General features: G+C 70.2%; 10 protein-coding genes. 5 read left to right on the plus strand and 5 right to left on the minus strand.

Going from position 1 to position 15,665, the window contains the following annotated elements:
- Nucleotides 1-49 precede the first annotated feature (49 nt).
- Entirely contained in the window at nt 50-484 is a 435-nt protein-coding gene (locus ACFU5G_RS14980) for an ester cyclase (protein ID WP_377245877.1), read from the minus strand.
- 110 nt (nt 485-594) lie between these two features.
- Here ACFU5G_RS14980 and ACFU5G_RS14985 point away from each other — a divergent pair, with 110 nt between their 5' ends.
- Entirely contained in the window at nt 595-1,431 is an 837-nt protein-coding gene (locus ACFU5G_RS14985; protein WP_377245879.1) for a helix-turn-helix transcriptional regulator, read from the plus strand.
- Nucleotides 1,432-1,440: 9 nt separating this feature from the next.
- Here the strand turns inward: ACFU5G_RS14985 and dnaB are convergent, their stop codons facing one another.
- The gene (dnaB, locus tag ACFU5G_RS14990; RefSeq protein ID WP_377245882.1) at nt 1,441-2,805 is read right to left on the minus strand and encodes a replicative DNA helicase; all 1,365 of its coding nucleotides are present in this window, start codon (nt 2,803-2,805) and stop codon (nt 1,441-1,443) included.
- Nucleotides 2,806-3,178: 373 nt separating this feature from the next.
- On the opposite strand from dnaB, the gene ACFU5G_RS14995 reads away from it, so the two are divergent.
- Both ACFU5G_RS14995 and ACFU5G_RS15000 read left to right on the plus strand, forming a co-directional pair.
- Nucleotides 3,179-4,522, plus strand: coding sequence for an MATE family efflux transporter (locus tag ACFU5G_RS14995; protein WP_377245885.1), 1,344 nt, complete (start codon nt 3,179-3,181; stop codon nt 4,520-4,522).
- Between the two features lie 6 nt (nt 4,523-4,528).
- Complete coding sequence (locus ACFU5G_RS15000) at nt 4,529-5,656, plus strand: tetratricopeptide repeat protein (protein WP_377245888.1); 1,128 nt, start codon at nt 4,529-4,531, stop codon at nt 5,654-5,656.
- A gap of 16 nt (nt 5,657-5,672) precedes the next feature.
- On the opposite strand, the gene ACFU5G_RS15005 is transcribed toward ACFU5G_RS15000, so the two are convergent.
- The gene (locus tag ACFU5G_RS15005; RefSeq protein ID WP_377245891.1) at nt 5,673-6,356 is read right to left on the minus strand and encodes a winged helix-turn-helix domain-containing protein; all 684 of its coding nucleotides are present in this window, start codon (nt 6,354-6,356) and stop codon (nt 5,673-5,675) included.
- 447 nt (nt 6,357-6,803) lie between these two features.
- Between ACFU5G_RS15005 and ACFU5G_RS15010 the strand changes: the two genes are divergently transcribed.
- Nucleotides 6,804-10,922 carry a S8 family serine peptidase gene (locus ACFU5G_RS15010; RefSeq protein ID WP_377245894.1) on the plus strand — a complete coding sequence of 1,373 codons (4,119 nt, stop codon included), beginning with the start codon at nt 6,804-6,806 and terminating at the stop codon, nt 10,920-10,922.
- Nucleotides 10,923-10,982: 60 nt separating this feature from the next.
- Here ACFU5G_RS15010 and ACFU5G_RS15015 read toward each other — a convergent pair whose 3' ends face one another.
- Together ACFU5G_RS15015 and ACFU5G_RS15020 are read right to left on the minus strand one after the other, a co-directional pair.
- On the minus strand, nt 10,983-12,074 hold the full coding sequence (locus ACFU5G_RS15015) for an inositol-3-phosphate synthase (protein WP_377245897.1): 1,092 nt from the start codon (nt 12,072-12,074) through the stop codon (nt 10,983-10,985).
- Nucleotides 12,071-12,718 (minus strand): PadR family transcriptional regulator, encoded by a 648-nt coding sequence (locus tag ACFU5G_RS15020; protein ID WP_377245900.1) that lies wholly within the window; start codon nt 12,716-12,718, stop codon nt 12,071-12,073. The genes ACFU5G_RS15015 and ACFU5G_RS15020 overlap by 4 nt, the downstream gene beginning before the upstream one ends.
- Before the next feature lie 449 nt (nt 12,719-13,167).
- Here ACFU5G_RS15020 and ACFU5G_RS15025 point away from each other — a divergent pair, with 449 nt between their 5' ends.
- Entirely contained in the window at nt 13,168-15,624 is a 2,457-nt protein-coding gene (locus tag ACFU5G_RS15025; RefSeq protein WP_377245903.1) for a transglycosylase domain-containing protein, read from the plus strand.
- Nucleotides 15,625-15,665 lie beyond the last annotated feature (41 nt).

The raw sequence follows: 15,665 nt of genomic DNA on the forward strand, positions 1-15,665 counted from the left end.
GTCCGGGCCTGCGCCCGGACCGGCCCCCGCGGCGTCGCGCGGGTGAACCCTACGCGGTGAGCTGTGCCTGCAGCGCCACCCCGTCCATCAGGTACCACATGTGCTTGAACCGGCCGTCGACGACCTCGTAGAACGCGGTCTCGGCGAAGGTGACGGTCGCCCCGGTGGGCGCGAGGCCGTTCCACTCGGCGACCGGCGTGCCGGTGTCGACGAGGCGGGCCGCCACGTGGGTGCCGTCGACCAGAAGCTCCTGGACCTCCCAGGAGAGGTCGGGGACGGCGTCCGTGTGCCGGCGGAACTCCGCCACCATGTCGTCCCGGGAGACCGGGGTGCCGTTCATGATGACCTCGTCGTGCGCGAACTCGTCCATGCGGTCGAAGTCGCGGTTGTTCGCCAGCTCGATGTACCGGCGGTAGAAGTCGCGCAGCTCGTCGGGGGTCATCCCTGCGGTCCGCGGAGCCGTGCCTGTCGTGTCAGTGCTCATGCCGACGAGTCTTGCCGCGCGTCCGCCGCGGCAAAAGGGACCGCACGAGGGGCGTACTGACAGGGCTACCCTGCGCCGCGCCGCCGCATGGTACGACTGGTGACGTGGTCGTGAACTCACGAGAGCTCGCCGGCAGCCTGCGCGTCTGGCGCGACCGGGTGTCGCCGGCCGAGGCGGGGCTGACCGCGGGCCCCCGGCGCCGCGTCCCTGGCCTGCGCCGTCAGGAGGTCGCGGAGCTCGCGGGCCTCTCGGTCGAGTACCTCGCGCGCCTGGAGCAGGGGCGCGCCGGGCAGCCGTCGGGCTCGGTGCTGATGTCGCTGGCCCGGGTGCTCCGGCTGTCCGACCAGGAGCGTGCGCACCTGTTCCGGCTGGCGGACCAGGCCGAGCCGTTGCCGGGGCAGATCAAGCGGCACATCACGCCCAGCGTCCAGCGCATCCTGGACCGCCTGACCGACACCCCCGTCACCGTGGTCGACGCGTCGTGGCAGTGCGTGCTCTCCAACTCCATGGGCTACGCCCTGACCGGTGACACGACGATGCTGCCGCTGCGGGAGCAGAACCTCGCGTGGACGACGTTCATGAACACGCCCACCCGGTACGTGCGGACCGACGAGGAGGAACGGCTCCTGCGGCTGGAGGTCGTGGCCGACCTCCGGGAGGCATGGGTGCGCTACCCGCAGGACACCCTCCTGCGCGGCCTCATCGCGGAGCTCCAGGAGGTGAGCCCCGACTTCGCGGAGCTGTGGGAGCAGCGGGTGCCGCCGCAGCCTGCGCCGGTCAGCCGGACCTTTCTGCACCCGGACATCGGGCCGATCACCCTGGACTGCGACATCCTCACCGTCCGCGACAGCGACCTGCGCCTGCTCGTCTACACGGCCGCACCCGGTAGTGCGGCCGCCGGACAGGTCGAGCTCCTGGCGACGGTCGGCCTCCAGCAGTTAACCTGACGCGGCGGCTCACACCTGCATGTCGACGAACCGCTGGTAGTGGCCCTGGAATGCCACGGTGATCACGTCGGTGGGGCCGTTACGGTGCTTGGCCACGATCAGGTCGGCCTCGCCGGCGCGCGGCGACTCCTTCTCGTAGGCGTCCTCGCGGTGCAGCAGGATCACGACGTCGGCGTCCTGCTCGATGGAGCCGGACTCACGGAGGTCGGACATCTGCGGCTTCTTGTCGCTGCGCTGCTCGGCGCCACGGTTCAGCTGCGAGATGGCGATCACGGGCACCTCGAGCTCCTTCGCGAGGAGCTTGAGCGAACGCGAGAACTCGGAGACCTCCTGCTGACGCGACTCGACGCGCTTGCCGGACGACATCAGCTGGAGGTAGTCGATGACCACGAGCTTGAGGTCGTGCTTCTGCTTGAGGCGCCGGCACTTGGCGCGGATCTCCATCAGCGACATGTTCGGCGAGTCGTCGATGAACAGCGGGGCGTCGGAGACCTTGCCCATCGTGGCGGCGAGCTTCTGCCAGTCGCCGTCGTCCATGTTGCCGCTGCGCATCTTGGTGAGCGGCACGCGAGCCTCGGCCGCCAGCATTCGCATGACGATCTCGTTGCGGCTCATCTCCAGGGAGAAGATGACGGCGGCCATCTCGTGGTGGATGGCCGCGTGCGAGGCGACGTTGATGCCGAGGACCGACTTGCCGACGGCAGGCCGGGCGGCGACGACGATCATCTGGCCACCGTGCAGGCCGTTGGTCAGGCGGTCGAAGTCGGAGTAGCCCGTGGGCACGCCGGTGAGCCCCTCGCCGCGGCCCTGGGCGGCGTCGATCTCGTCGAAGGTGGGGCCGATGATCTCGGCCAGGGGCAGGTAGTCCTCGGACGCGCGCCGCTCGGTCACCGCGTAGACCTCGGCCTGCGCGTTGTTGACGACGTCGTCGACCTCGCCGCCGTCGGTGGCGTAGCCCATCTGCACGATGCGCGTGCCGGCCTCGACCAGGCGGCGCATGATGGCGCGCTCGCGCACGATCTTGGCGTAGTACCCGGCGTTGGCGGCCGTGGGCACGCCTGCCATGAGGTCGTGGATGTACGGGGCGCCGCCCACGCGGGCGTGCTCGCCCCGGCGCTGCAGCTCCGCGACCACGGTGATGGCGTCGGCCGGCTCGCCGCGACCGTACAGGTCGATGATCGCGTCGTAGATGGCCTCGTGCGCCGGCCGGTAGAAGTCGTTGCCGCGGATCTGCTCGATCACGTCGGCGATCGCGTCCTTGGACAGCAGCATGCCGCCCAGCACGCTCATCTCCGCCGGGACGTCCTGCGGCGGCGTACGGTCGAGGCCGGGACTCCCGCCGGAGTAGCTCGACTCGAGCTCCTCGATCGACATCCGCGCCTCCGCTTTCCTGATCAGTGTGGTCCGATCACACGTCGGGCGTGTGCTCGGACCGATGTCCTACACCTGTTCTACTCCTCGCCACCGACACTCTCGGGACATCACGTACGACACGCCCTTGTGTCGTGCACGACAGTCCCCACGGACATCAGACCAGCAAGCAAGCTCCGCTGACGCTAAGCCTCCGCGCACCCGAGTGCAACGAGACCTGTGGACGGGCCTGTGCACATCCATGTGGAAAGGTGGCCCAGGCTGTGCACAAGTGGGTGGACAACCCTGTCCCCAGTTGTGGATAACCCCTGTGTAAAACATCGACATGGCCTCTGACCTGCGTATTCGCAACCCCCAGCCTGTGGAGGAAAGAAAGTTGGGCGAGCCTCGCCACACCCCCGCTCTCCCGCGGTCCATCGACCGGGAGATCCTCGCCCTCGCGGTACCCGCCCTGGGTGCCCTCATCGCCGAACCCGTCTTCGTCCTCGTCGACAGCGCGGTGGTCGGCCACCTGGGCACCGCCCAGCTCGCCGGCCTGTCGCTCGCGAGCAACGTGCTCCTCACCCTCGTCGGGCTGTGCATCTTCCTCGCGTACACGACGACGGCGTCCGTGGCCCGGCTCACGGGCGCGGGCAAGGAGCGGGCGGCGCTGCAGTCCGGCGTCGACGGGATGTGGCTCGCCCTCGGGATCGGCGCCGTGCTCGTCGTCGTGCTGCTGCTCGCCGCCCCGCTCACGGTGTCCGCGCTGGGCGCCGACGGCGACGTCGCGCGGCACGCCGTGACCTACCTGCGGTGGTCCGCGCCGGGGCTCGCGGGGATGCTCCTGGTCCAGGCCGCGACCGGCGTGCTGCGCGGGCTCCGCGACACCCGGACGCCGCTCGTCGTCGCCGCCGCGGGAGCCGTGCTCAACACGGTGCTGAACATCGCGCTCGTCTACGGGGTGGGCCTCGGGATCGCCGGCTCGGGCCTGGGCACGGCGATCACGCAGCTGCTCATGGCCGTCGTGCTCGGCGTGATCGTGGTGCGCGGCGCCCGGGCCCGGGGCGCGAGCCTGCGCCCGCACCGGGCGGGCATCCTGTCGGGCGCGCGGGCCGGCGTCCCGCTCGTGATCCGGACGCTCAGCCTGCGCGCCGCGATCCTGGTGACCGTCGTCGTCGCGACTGGTCTGGGCGACGTCGCGCTCGCCGGGCACCAGGTGGTGAGCTCCCTGTGGGGCCTCGCGGCCTTCGCGCTCGACGCCCTCGCCATCGCGGCCCAGGCCCTGGTGGGGCACGGCCTCGGGGCCGGCGACGTCGGTCACGTGCGCCAGGTGCTGCGCCGCTGCCTGCAGTGGGGCGTCGGCGCGGGCGGCGCGATCGGCCTCCTCCTGGCGGCGGCCGGCTGGTGGATCGCCCCGCTCTTCTCGCCCGACCCCGACGTGCGGGTCGCCATCGCCCTGGGCATCGCCGTGTGCGGCGTGCTCATGCCGATGGCGGGCTGGGTCTTCGTGCTCGACGGCGTCCTCATCGGCGCCGGCGACGGCCGTTACCTCGCCTGGGCGGGCATGGCGACGCTCGTGGCCTACCTCCCGTTCGCGCTCGCGGTCGGCGCCTGGGCCCCCGACGGCGCGCACGGGCTCGCCTGGCTCTGGCTCGCGTTCGCCGGCGTGTTCATGGCCGCCCGCGCCGTCACGACCGGCTGGCGCGCGCGGGGCGACCGCTGGCTGGTGACGGGGGCGTGACACTCTGTGTCCCGCGCCCGGCCTGATCTCGACGGGCCACCGCGCGAACCTGCTTCCTCACGGAAAGGCAACGGCATGACAGAGCACCCCCTGCTGGATTCCGACGGACGCGCACTTCCGCTTCCTCCCGACCCGCTGACCCCGGTGTCGGACGAGGTCGAGCGTGGGACCGCTGCATACCGCGCGGGCGAGGTCGAGGAGGCACGGGCCTTGCTGACCTCGGTCGCCGGTGCAGGACGAACCGCGATCTCCGGGGAGGCCGCCATGGCTCTGGCGGGCATCGAGCTCGGCGAGAGCGGGCTCGCAGGTTCCTGGCGGCAGTGGCTGGAGCAGGTCGCCGCCGGCGAGGACCCGTGGCACGGCCCGTTGGCCGCGGTGATGCTCACCCCGGAGTTCCAGTCGGACGCCGCCGCGGACTCCGGTGTGCTCGTCCGCGGCCTGGCAGCCCAGCTCACCGGGGACCTGGACACGGCCCGGGAGCGGTTCGAGCAGGCGATCGAGGTCCACGAGCGCCTGGAGACCGAGGACCTGGCCAACATCCTGCTGGGCAACCTCCTGCTGCGGACCGGCGATCCAGCCGGGGCGCTGAAGCCACTGCACACTGCGCGGGAGATGTGCGACGGTCTGTTCGCCGGCTATGCGGGTTACCTCGAAGGGCACGTGCTCATCGGGCAGGACGAGAAGAACAGGGCAGGCCGGGTGCTCGACTACGCCCGCGGAGAAGCCCACAAGGCAACGAGCGGGACACAGGGGCTGTACCCCTGGGTCGCCATCCGGTTCGGCGAGCTGGTGGCAGGCGAACCATGGCTGGACGTGGTCTACGACCAGGTGGAGAACAGCGGCGTGAGTGAGGGCACCGTCGTGCGGGACCCGTTCGAGGGGGCCCTGTATCACCAGGAGGTCAGTCGTCCCGCGCTCGTCGACATCGGCTTCCACCTGTTCCCCCGCTCCGCGGAGCTCGGTCCGGTGCTTGACGGGCTGGCGCGTCTGAGGTCGTGGAGCGAGGAACGGTACGAACGTGCCCGCAGACTCGTGCTCGTTCTCCATGAGCACGTCGAGGACAGCCGCGACGAGGAACGGACACGAGGGTTGGCCGAGCTGCGGCGGGAGCTGGACCTTCCCGAGCCCCGTTGAGAGATCCGGGCGACCCCTAGGCCCAGATCTTGAGCCGGTAGCCCACCCCGCGCACCGACGCGACCTCGACGTCGCGCACGGGTGCCAGCCGCTTGCGCAGCCGCTTCACCGCGGAGGTCACCGGGTCGGAGTCCCCGAGGTAGGGCAGCTGCCACACCCGCGCGGTGAGCTCGGCGAACGACCACACGCGCCCTGCCTCGAGCGCGAGCGTCGCGAGCAGGTCGAACTCCCGTGCCGACAGGTACACGCGCCGGCCCAGCGCCGTGACCTCGCGGCCGGCCAGGTCGACGAGCAGCGGGCCGGCGACCAGCGGGTCCAGGGCGGGCGGCGCGACCATCGGGATCGAACCGGTGACGGCGGGCAGCGGGCCCGTGCCGGGACGGGCCATGTCGGCGACCAGGGGCGTGGCCAGGACGTCGGCTGCCGCGCGCCCCGCCGTGCCGGTGAGGTTGTCGGGCAGCCGGTCGGCGGGGCGCTCGGACAGGTGGCGGCCGTAGGGCTGCGCGTCCGCCGGACCGGGGTTGTCGAACCGCTCGGGCTGCGCCCCGAGGCCGTGCCACGGGACGTCCCCGGGCCGGCGGGGCGTGCTCTGGTTGCTGAGGACGGCGCGGGCGCCGTCCACGTCCGGGGTGGCGAGCACGGTCGCCTGCCCGCGGAGCAGGCGGGCGATCTCGATGATCTGGTCCGAGGGAAGGCCCACGCAGACGACAAGGCCTGGGGTGGATCCTGGTGCGGGGTCGTGCGTCACGTGCCTCACCCTCCATGGTCGACCGTTCGGTCGCGGACCGGGTTAAACCTGGCCAGCGCGCGCCAGTTTGCCCCCGGGTCGTACCGCTGGGGTCAATTTTTCGTTACCTTCCCATTGCGTGGACAAAATGACACAATCCCGCCTGCTTGACGGTTTTCCGCCACTCATGGCAGGTTAAGGGGTGAAATTGCGGTAAATGACCCGGGTGAAGTTTCCTGGACGCTCTTGACAAAGTTGTCGAGGGTCACCTGACCGCATTTTGACCGAGAAATGACCCATGCCTGACCCTGATCCGACCTTGTTGCGCTGACCTGTGCAAACGACGGTTGGGCACGGCCCACGACCGTGGTCCGTCCAAGCGCACCCGATCCCGTGGGTGCGCCGGGTAATGGAGGGTTCATGCATCGCAGAACCGCGCTCGCGAAGCGCGCGACAACCGCAACAGCGGCCATCGCGCTCGTCGCGACATCAGCACTGAGCGTTGCTCCGGCAGCGTTCGCAGGAACGTCCCCGACATCAGCGCTGCCCGCCACCACGACGAAGACCGTCGCGGCCGACCCCGACGACAAGTTCACGAGCTTCGCCCGGGAGATGCTGACCGAGCGCAAGACCGCGGACTTCTGGGTCGTGCTCGCGGAGGAGGCCAACCTGACGGCGGCCAAGAACATCGCCGACTGGGACGAGCGCGGTCAGTACGTCTACGACGCGCTCACCACCACGGCGAAGACCTCGCAGGCCAGCCTGGTCAAGGAGCTCAAGGCCGCTGACGCGGACTACGAGAGCTACTGGATCAGCAACCGCATCCTGGTCGAGGACGGCACACTCGAGCTCGCCAACGAGCTCGCGGCGAGCACCAAGGTCGAGGCCATCCGCGAGACCGTGAAGCTGGAGCTGGTCGACCCGGTCAAGCGGACCCCGGTCAGCGACAAGGCGCCCCAGGCCGTCGAGTGGGGCCTGGACTTCATCAACGCTCCCGAGGCGTGGGAGCAGGGCTACACGGGTCAGGGCATCGTCGTGTCGAACATCGACACCGGCGTGCAGTTCGACCACCCGGCGCTGGCCGACCAGTACCGCGGCGTGCAGTCCGACGGCTCGGTCGTGCACGACTACAACTGGCAGGACACCAGCGGCTCCGCCGCCGCCCCGTTCGACACCAACGGCCACGGCACCCACACCATGGGCACCATGGTCGGCGACGACGGCGCCGGCAACCAGATCGGTGTCGCACCCGACGCCGAGTGGATCGCCACGAACGGCTGTGACAGCTGCTCCGACACGGCGCTGCTCGAGTCCGGCCAGTGGATCGTCGCCCCGACGAAGGTCGACGGCAGCGACCCCGACCCGTCGAAGCGCCCGAACATCGTGAACAACTCGTGGGGCTACACCGCCGCGGGCTTCATCGACGACTGGTACGAGGAGACCACCGCTGCCTGGGCCGCCGCCGGCGTGTTCGGCGCCTGGTCCGCGGGCAACTCGGGCTCCGGCTGCCAGACGACGTCGTCGCCTGGTGCCAACACGAGCTCGTACTCGGTCGGTGCGTTCGACGCCTCGGGCAACATCGCAGCCTTCTCGTCGCGTGGTGCCGGCGAAGACGGCCTGGTCAAGCCCAACATCGCCGCTCCTGGCGTGAACGTCCGCTCCTCGGTCCCCGGTGACGGCTACGCGGCCTTCAACGGCACGTCCATGGCCGCCCCGCACCTCGCGGGCGCCGTCGCCGTGCTGTGGAGCGCCGCTCCCGCGCTCGTCGGCGACATCGAGGGCACGGAGGCGCTCCTCAACGAGGCCGCCGTCGACACCGACGACACCACCTGCGGCGGCACCGCCGAGAACAACAACGTGTGGGGCGAGGGCAAGCTCGACCTCGCCGCGCTCATCGACGCCGCGCCGATCGGCGCCACCGGCTACGTCACGGGCACCGTGACCAACGCCGCCGGCGACCCGATCCCCTCGGCCGACGTCACCATCGACGGCGACCGCGACCGCACCGTCAGCACCGACTCGGACGGCACCTTCTCCGCGCGCGTCGCCACCGGCGACTACTCGGTGTCGGCGTCCGCGTTCGGCTACCTGCCCTCGACGCCGGCCTCGGCCTCCGTCACCGAGGACGGGACCACCGACGTGGCGATCTCGCTCGAGGCCGCTCCGTCGCACGCCGTGACGGGCACGGTCACCTTCGCCGGGTCGGGCGACCCGGCCGCGGGCGTCCCGGTCAGCCTCGGCAGCCACTTCGAGGACGTCACCACCGAGGACGACGGCACGTTCGCCTTCGCCGACGTCCCCGAGGGCACCTACACGCTCAGCGTCGAGACGGGCGGTTGCGCCGCTCCGTACGCGGGCGACGTCGTGGTCGACGGCGCGAAGGACGTGCCCGTCGAGATCACCGCGGTGACCGACGACTTCGGCTACTCCTGCGCCACCACCACCGGTGAGTACCTGCAGGGCGACACCGAGTCCTCGCTCACGGGCGACGACGTGCAGACGTCGCTCGACCTGCCCTTCACCTTCCCCTGGTACGGCGAGGGCTACGACTCCGCGTTCGTCACGTCGAACGGCCACCTGAACTTCCTGGCGGCCAGCACGTCGTACGCGAACGGGGCCATCCCGAACAGCGCGGTGCCGAACGCCGCCCTGTTCCCCTTCTGGGACGACCTGGTCCTCGACGGTGAGTCGGGCCTGTACACGGGCGAGACGACGGTCGACGGCGAGGACGCGTTCGTCGTCGAGTGGCGCAACGTGCGCAAGTACAGCCCGGCGACGGACCGCCTGAGCTTCTCGGTCACGCTCGTCGCGGACGGCACGGTCATCTTCGGCTACGGCGACGTCACCGACACCAGCTCGGCCAAGGGCGACTCGGCCTCGGTCGGCATCGAGAACAAGGCCGGCACCGTCGGCCTCCAGTACTCGAACGGCACCCCGGCGATCTCGTCCGACCTGTCGATCACCTACACGGCTCCCGTCCTCTCCTTCCTGGAGGGCACGGTCACCGACCTCAACACCGGTGACGCCATCGAAGGTGCCACGGTCACGGCGACGTCCGACGCCGCCACCCGGACCGCGACCACCGGTGCGGACGGTACCTACTCGGCCATCGCCCTCCCGGGCGACTACACGGTCGAGGTCACGGCGCCGGACTACGAGTCCGAGTCGGGCACGCTGACCCTCGACCCCGAGGCCACCGGCACGTTCGACACGGCGCTCGCGGCCGGCCTGGTCACCGTCAGCACCGACACCCTCGCCACCACGCTCCCGCTGGGTAGCACCACTACCAAGCGGTTCACCGTGAAGAACGAGGGCTCGGCTCCGGCCGACGTCGAGCTCGCCGGCTCCGGCGGCAGCTTCGACATCCTGGGCACGGACGGCCTCGCGGCCATCCAGCACCCGCAGGGCGAGGCCACCACGGTCAAGTCCACGAAGCCGTCGGTCAAGCTCGGCGGCTCCGGCGTGGGCGGCTCGAAGTCGAAGCTGCAGGCGGCCGGCAAGGGCACCGCGGGCGAGGGCGTGCTGCCCGAGTCCATCCCGGTCTCGCCGAACGCCACGACGATCACCCACTCGGCGTCGCAGGAGATCGTGGCCGTCAACTCCGCCTCGTGCGGTGGCCTGGCGGGCACCACGGAGAACCACTTCTTCCGCACGTTCACGCTGAGCGACTTCGGCATCGGGGACGACTTCGAGGTCTCGGAGGTGTCCTTCGGTATCGAGGAGGCCACCGCCCAGACCCTCACGGTCAACCTCTACACGCTGGAGGGCGACTTCGTGTACGCCAACCTGACCGAGATCGGCACCGCGGACCTGAGCATCCCGGCGTCGACCCTCACGATGGCCTCCGTCCCGGTGACGGGTGAGGTGCCCGCGGGCGCCACGCTCGTGGTCGAGGTCGTCTCGCCGAACCAGCAGTCCAACGGTGGCGTGTTCTACATCGGGTCCAACGGCGCGGGCCAGACCGCGCCGTCGTACCTGGCCGCCGAGGACTGCGGCATCTCGGAGCCGGCGACGACGGACTCCATCGGCTGGCCGGACATGCAGATCGTCATGAACGTCTCCGGCGACACCGCCGGCGGCGACCTGACCTGGCTGACGGTGGACCCCTCGGAGTTCACGCTGCAGCCGGGTCAGAGCAAGACGATCACGGCGTCGATCAGCGGCGTCGTGGCGCAGCCCGGTACCTTCACCGGCTCGCTCCTGGCCAAGGCGGCCACGCCGTACGAGACGCCGTCGATCGACCTCTCGCTGACGGTCAACCCGCCCAAGAGCTGGGGCAAGCTGTCCGGCACCGTGGGTGGCTTCACGCCGGACGGCGTGGTGTCGCTCGGTGACTCCGTGGTCCAGATCAACGGGAAGCTCTCGGCGGTCACCCTGGTCACCGGGTCGGACGGCGTCTACGAGTACTGGTTCGACAAGTCGGAGCGCACGGCGCAGATCATCGCCACGGCCAACGGGTACGTCCCGCAGGTCGGCTCCGCGAAGGTGACGGCGGGTACCAACGTCGTGACCGACTTCGAGCTGGACCCGATCAAGTAGCGGGTCCCGCCTGACAGGTCAGACCCCCAGGTCACTCCGGTGGCCTGGGGGTCTGGTCTGTCAGCGCTCGATGTCTCCGCGGATGAAGGCCTCCAGCAGGGCGCGGCCCGCGGTGTCCTCCATCTGCACGGGCGGCGACTTCATGAAGTAGGTCGCCGCGGACAGGATCGGCCCGCCGACGCCGCGGTCCTTCGCGATCTTGGCGGCCCGCACTGCGTCGATGATGATGCCCGCGGAGTTGGGGGAGTCCCACACCTCGAGCTTGTACTCCAGGCTGAGCGGCACCTCGCCGAACGCGCGGCCCTCGAGGCGCACGTACGCCCACTTGCGGTCGTCCAGCCAGGCCACGTAGTCCGACGGGCCGATGTGGACGTTGCGGTCCTCCTTCTTGCCGGCCAGCGGCCCGCTGAGGTTGGACGTCACGGCCTGCGTCTTGGAGAGCTTCTTCGACTCGAGGCGGTCGCGCTGCAGCATGTTCTTGAAGTCCATGTTGCCGCCGACGTTGAGCTGGTAGGTGCGGTCCAGGACGACGCCGCGCTCCTCGAACAGCTTGGCCAGCACGCGGTGCGTGATGGTGGCGCCGACCTGCGACTTGATGTCGTCGCCGACGATCGGCACACCGGCCTCCTCGAACTTCGCGGCCCACTCCGGGTCGGACGCGATGAACACGGGCAGGGCGTTGACGAACGCGACGCCCGCCTCGATGGCGCACTGCGCGTAGAACTTGGCGGCCTCCTCGGAGCCCACCGGCAGATAGCAGACCAGCACCTCGACCTCGGCGGCGCGCAGCGCTGCGACGACGTCGACGGCCTCCTTGGTGGACTCGTCGATCGTGGCGCGGTAGTAGTCGCCCAGGCCGTCGAGGGTCGGGCCGCGCTGGACCGTCACACCGGTCGGCGGCACGTCCGCGATCTTGATGGTGTTGTTCTCGGACGCGTTGATGGCCTCGGCCAGATCGAACCCGACCTTCTTCGCGTCCACGTCGAACGCCGCGACGAACTCGAGGTCCGACACGTGGTAGTCGCCGAACTGCACGTGCATAAGGCCCGGGACGGTGCTCGCCGGGTCGGCGTCACGGTAGTAGTGCACGCCCTGGACCAGGGACGAGGCGCAGTTGCCTACGCCGACGATGCCCACGCGGATGGAGTTCATCCTCGCTCCTTCTTCGTTTGTTGCTGCTGTGGTGAGCGGCTCTGCGCCGCGGCGCGTCCCCGCTCGGTGGAGATGAGGCCGTCGAGCCAGTGCACCTCGCGCTCGACCTTCTCGAGCCCGAAGCGCCGCAGCTCCAGCGCATATTCGTCGAGCCGCGACCGCGGATGCGTCGTCGACTCCCGGAAGGCCTCCAGGCGCTCGGTCAGCCGGGTGCGCCGGCCTTCCAGCACGCGGAGGCGGGTATCGGCGTCGGTCTGCCCGAAGAGGGCGAACCGGACGTCGAAGTTGTCGTCCTCCCAGGCCGCGGGGCCGGCGGTGGCCAGCACGGACTGGAGGTGTTCCTTGCCCTCGGCGGTCAGCTCGTAGACCACACGGCGGCGGCCGAGGGGCATGGGCTTGGCGGTCCGGCCGGGAATCCCGGCCTTCCCCTTGCGGGGCGGCGGCGGCGTCGGGTCGCTCTCGGTGGTCGCGATGAGACCCCGGGTGACCAGGCCCTTGAGGGCCGGATAGAGCGTGCCGTAGGAGAAGGCGCGGAACGAGCCGAGCACGAGGTTCAGCCGCTTGCGCAGCTCGTAGCCGTGCAACGGGGACTCGTTGAGCAGGCCGAGGACGGCGGTCTCCAGCACGTCGGACCGACTACGCACGGCGACCTCCCTCCTGGATGACCCGGCAGGCCGGGCTAAATAGTTCAGCACGATGTATCGAGTCGATACATCGGAGGATAAGCACGGTCCCGGCGGGGCGCAATCCGTTGCGCCCGGCCGGGGGTTCCATCGAAGAAGTGAAAGATATGTGAAGTGAGGGCAGACGGACTGGGTTGACCATGCGCCGAAATCTTCCGGTTGCGCGGGTGTGGCAGATGTGGGTACTGCGCCAGAGGGTGAATCCCCTATGGTTTCGGGTGGTCCGACCGGCAGGTGCGTCCATCGCACGCCGACGGGCCCCGAGTCCGAACGAGGAAGAGGCTGTCGTGTCGCACTGGAGTCCCTCTCCGATCTGGCCGCAGACGCCCCGGCGCAGGCAGGGAATCTGGAACTATCCCCGGCCGCACCGCACCGGGATCCGCGCGTGGGTCCCGTCGTGGCGGTTCGTCGTGGGAACCCTGCTGGCCGGTACGTCGCTCGCCGCCGGGGTGGTCCTGTCCGCCTGGGTGGACGTGAAGGTTCCCGCCGAGCTGAACACGGTGCGCTCCGAGACCACGACGGTCTACTACTCCGACGGCAAGCCGCTGGGGAAGTTCGCGGCCGAGAACCGCACCATCGTGGCGCTTGCGGACCTTCCGCCGTACGTCGCCGAGGCCGTGATCTCGTCGGAGGACCAGAGCTTCCGCACCCACATGGGCATCAACCCGCTGGGCATCGCCCGCGCCGCGCTCAACAACTTGACCGGCGGCGCCCAGCAGGGCGCGTCGACCCTCACGCAGCAGTACGTCGAGAACTACTACATCGGCGTGGGCGAGGCCACCTACGCGGACAAGTTCCGCGAGGCGATCCTCGCGCTCAAGGTGACCCAGGAGCAGTCCAAGGAGGAAGTGCTCGAGGGGTACATGAACACCATCTACCTGGGGCGCGGGGCCTACGGCATCGAGGCCGCGTCCCAGGCGTACTTCGGGCACTCGGCCAAGAAGATGACCATCTCCGAGTCGGCGTTCCTGGCGGGCATCATCCCGAACCCCACCTACTGGGACCCGCGGCAGGGCGAGGGCGCCCAGGCCCAGGCCGAGGCACGCTGGGGCCGCACCCTCGACTTCATGGTCGAGTCGGGCGTGATCACCGCGGACGACCGCGCGGCGGCGGAGTTCCCCAAGCTCAAGGAGTACACGCAGGGCTCGGGCAACCCGCAGACCGCGTACCTCCTGGAGGCGGTCGCCAAGGAGCTGGCCGACCCGGACGGGGCGGACATCCAGGAGGCCCAGCTCACGACCGGCGGGTTCTCCATCAAGACGACGATCGACCGCAAGATGCAGGCGGCCGCGGCCGAGACGATGGCGCTGCCCAAGGACGCCGACGAGAACACCCGCGCGTCGCTCACCTCGATCGACCCGGCGTCGGGCGCGATCAAGGCGCTGTACGGCGGCCCGGACTACGGCACCTACCCCACGAACTCGGCGACGCAGGACATCGCCCAGGCGGGCTCGACGTTCAAGCCCTTCGCGCTGGTCGCCGCCCTGGAAGAGGGCATCCCGCTGACCGAGACGTACGACGGCACGTCCCCGCAGGAGATCGAGGGCTACAACAACCGGAACGCCGAGACCGGCGAGGAGGAGCAGGCGGTCCTCACCAACTTCGGTCAGCCGCCCTACGGCGAGAGCTACCCGAACGTCTCCCTGCTCGACGCCACGGCCAACTCGGTGAACACGGCCTACGTGCACCTCAACGTCGAGGTGGGCCCGGCGAAGACCAAGGACGTCGCGACCCGCGCGGGCATCCCCGAGACCGACGCCAACGGGAACGAGATCGTCGCCCCCAACCTGGCCAACGTGCTGGGCACGGCGAGCGTGCACAACATCGACATCGCCCACGCCTACTCGACCTTCGCGTCGCAGGGCACGCGCACGACGCCGCACCTCGTGGCCGAGGTCAGGAACGGCGAACAGCTGCTGCACGAGTGGAGCGAGCCCTCCGAGACCGAGTTCACGCCCGACGTGATGGCGGCCACCACGTACGCCCTGACCCAGGTGGTCCAGGAGGGCTCCGGCGAGCCGGCCTCGCACCTCGTGGGTCCCGACGGCGTCACGCCCCGTCCGGTCGCGGGAAAGACCGGTACGTCGAACAGCAACCGGTCGGCCTGGTTCGCCGGCTACGTGCCGCAGCTCGCGACCGTCGTCGGGCTGTACCAGTACGACCGTGACGCCCGTGACGGCAAGGGCGAGTACCAGCAGATCACGCCCTTCGGGGAGTGGAAGGCGATGGGCCTCACCGGCCTGACCGGTGGTACCTGGCCGGTGACGGCTTGGGCCGAGTACATGGCCAAGGCCACCGAGGGCATGGACGTCGTCGAGTTCCCGCCCTACGAGATGCCGGTCCCCGAGCCCTCCATCTCGCCGACGCCGTCCGAGAGCCCCTCCGAGGAGACCGAGGACATGGTCGTGGTGCCCGACAACCTGGTGGGCCAGCAGTTCACGGACGCCTCGGCGACGCTGGCCGGTCTCCAGCTCTTCGCGCAGCAGGTGGAGGTGGACAGCCCGGAGCCCCCGGGCACCGTGCTCGCGGTCGAGAGCGCCGGCCAGGAGGTCGAGCGGAACTCCGACATCGACGTCCAGGTCTCGAACGGCTCGGGTGCCCCGGAGGAGGAGACCACGACGGTGCCGTGGGGCCTGACCAACCAGGACCAGGGCGACGCCGAGCAGGCGCTCCAGGACGCCGAGCTCACGCCGGTCGTGCAGGAGGCGCCGTCCGACACCGTGCCGGAGGGCTCGGTGATCTCGGTGGACCCGGGCGAGGGCACGGAGGTGCCGAAGGGCAGCGAGGTGACCCTCGTGGTCTCCACGGGGCCCGGTGACGACCCGACCGACGACCCGTCCGAGGATGGCGGCGGATTCTTCGGATAGCGATCTCCGAGGGCCCTGCCGGCGCCGGGTGAAATACCGGG

The organism is Promicromonospora sp. NPDC057488, assembly GCF_042802395.1.
GTDB lineage: Bacteria > Actinomycetota > Actinomycetes > Actinomycetales > Cellulomonadaceae > Promicromonospora.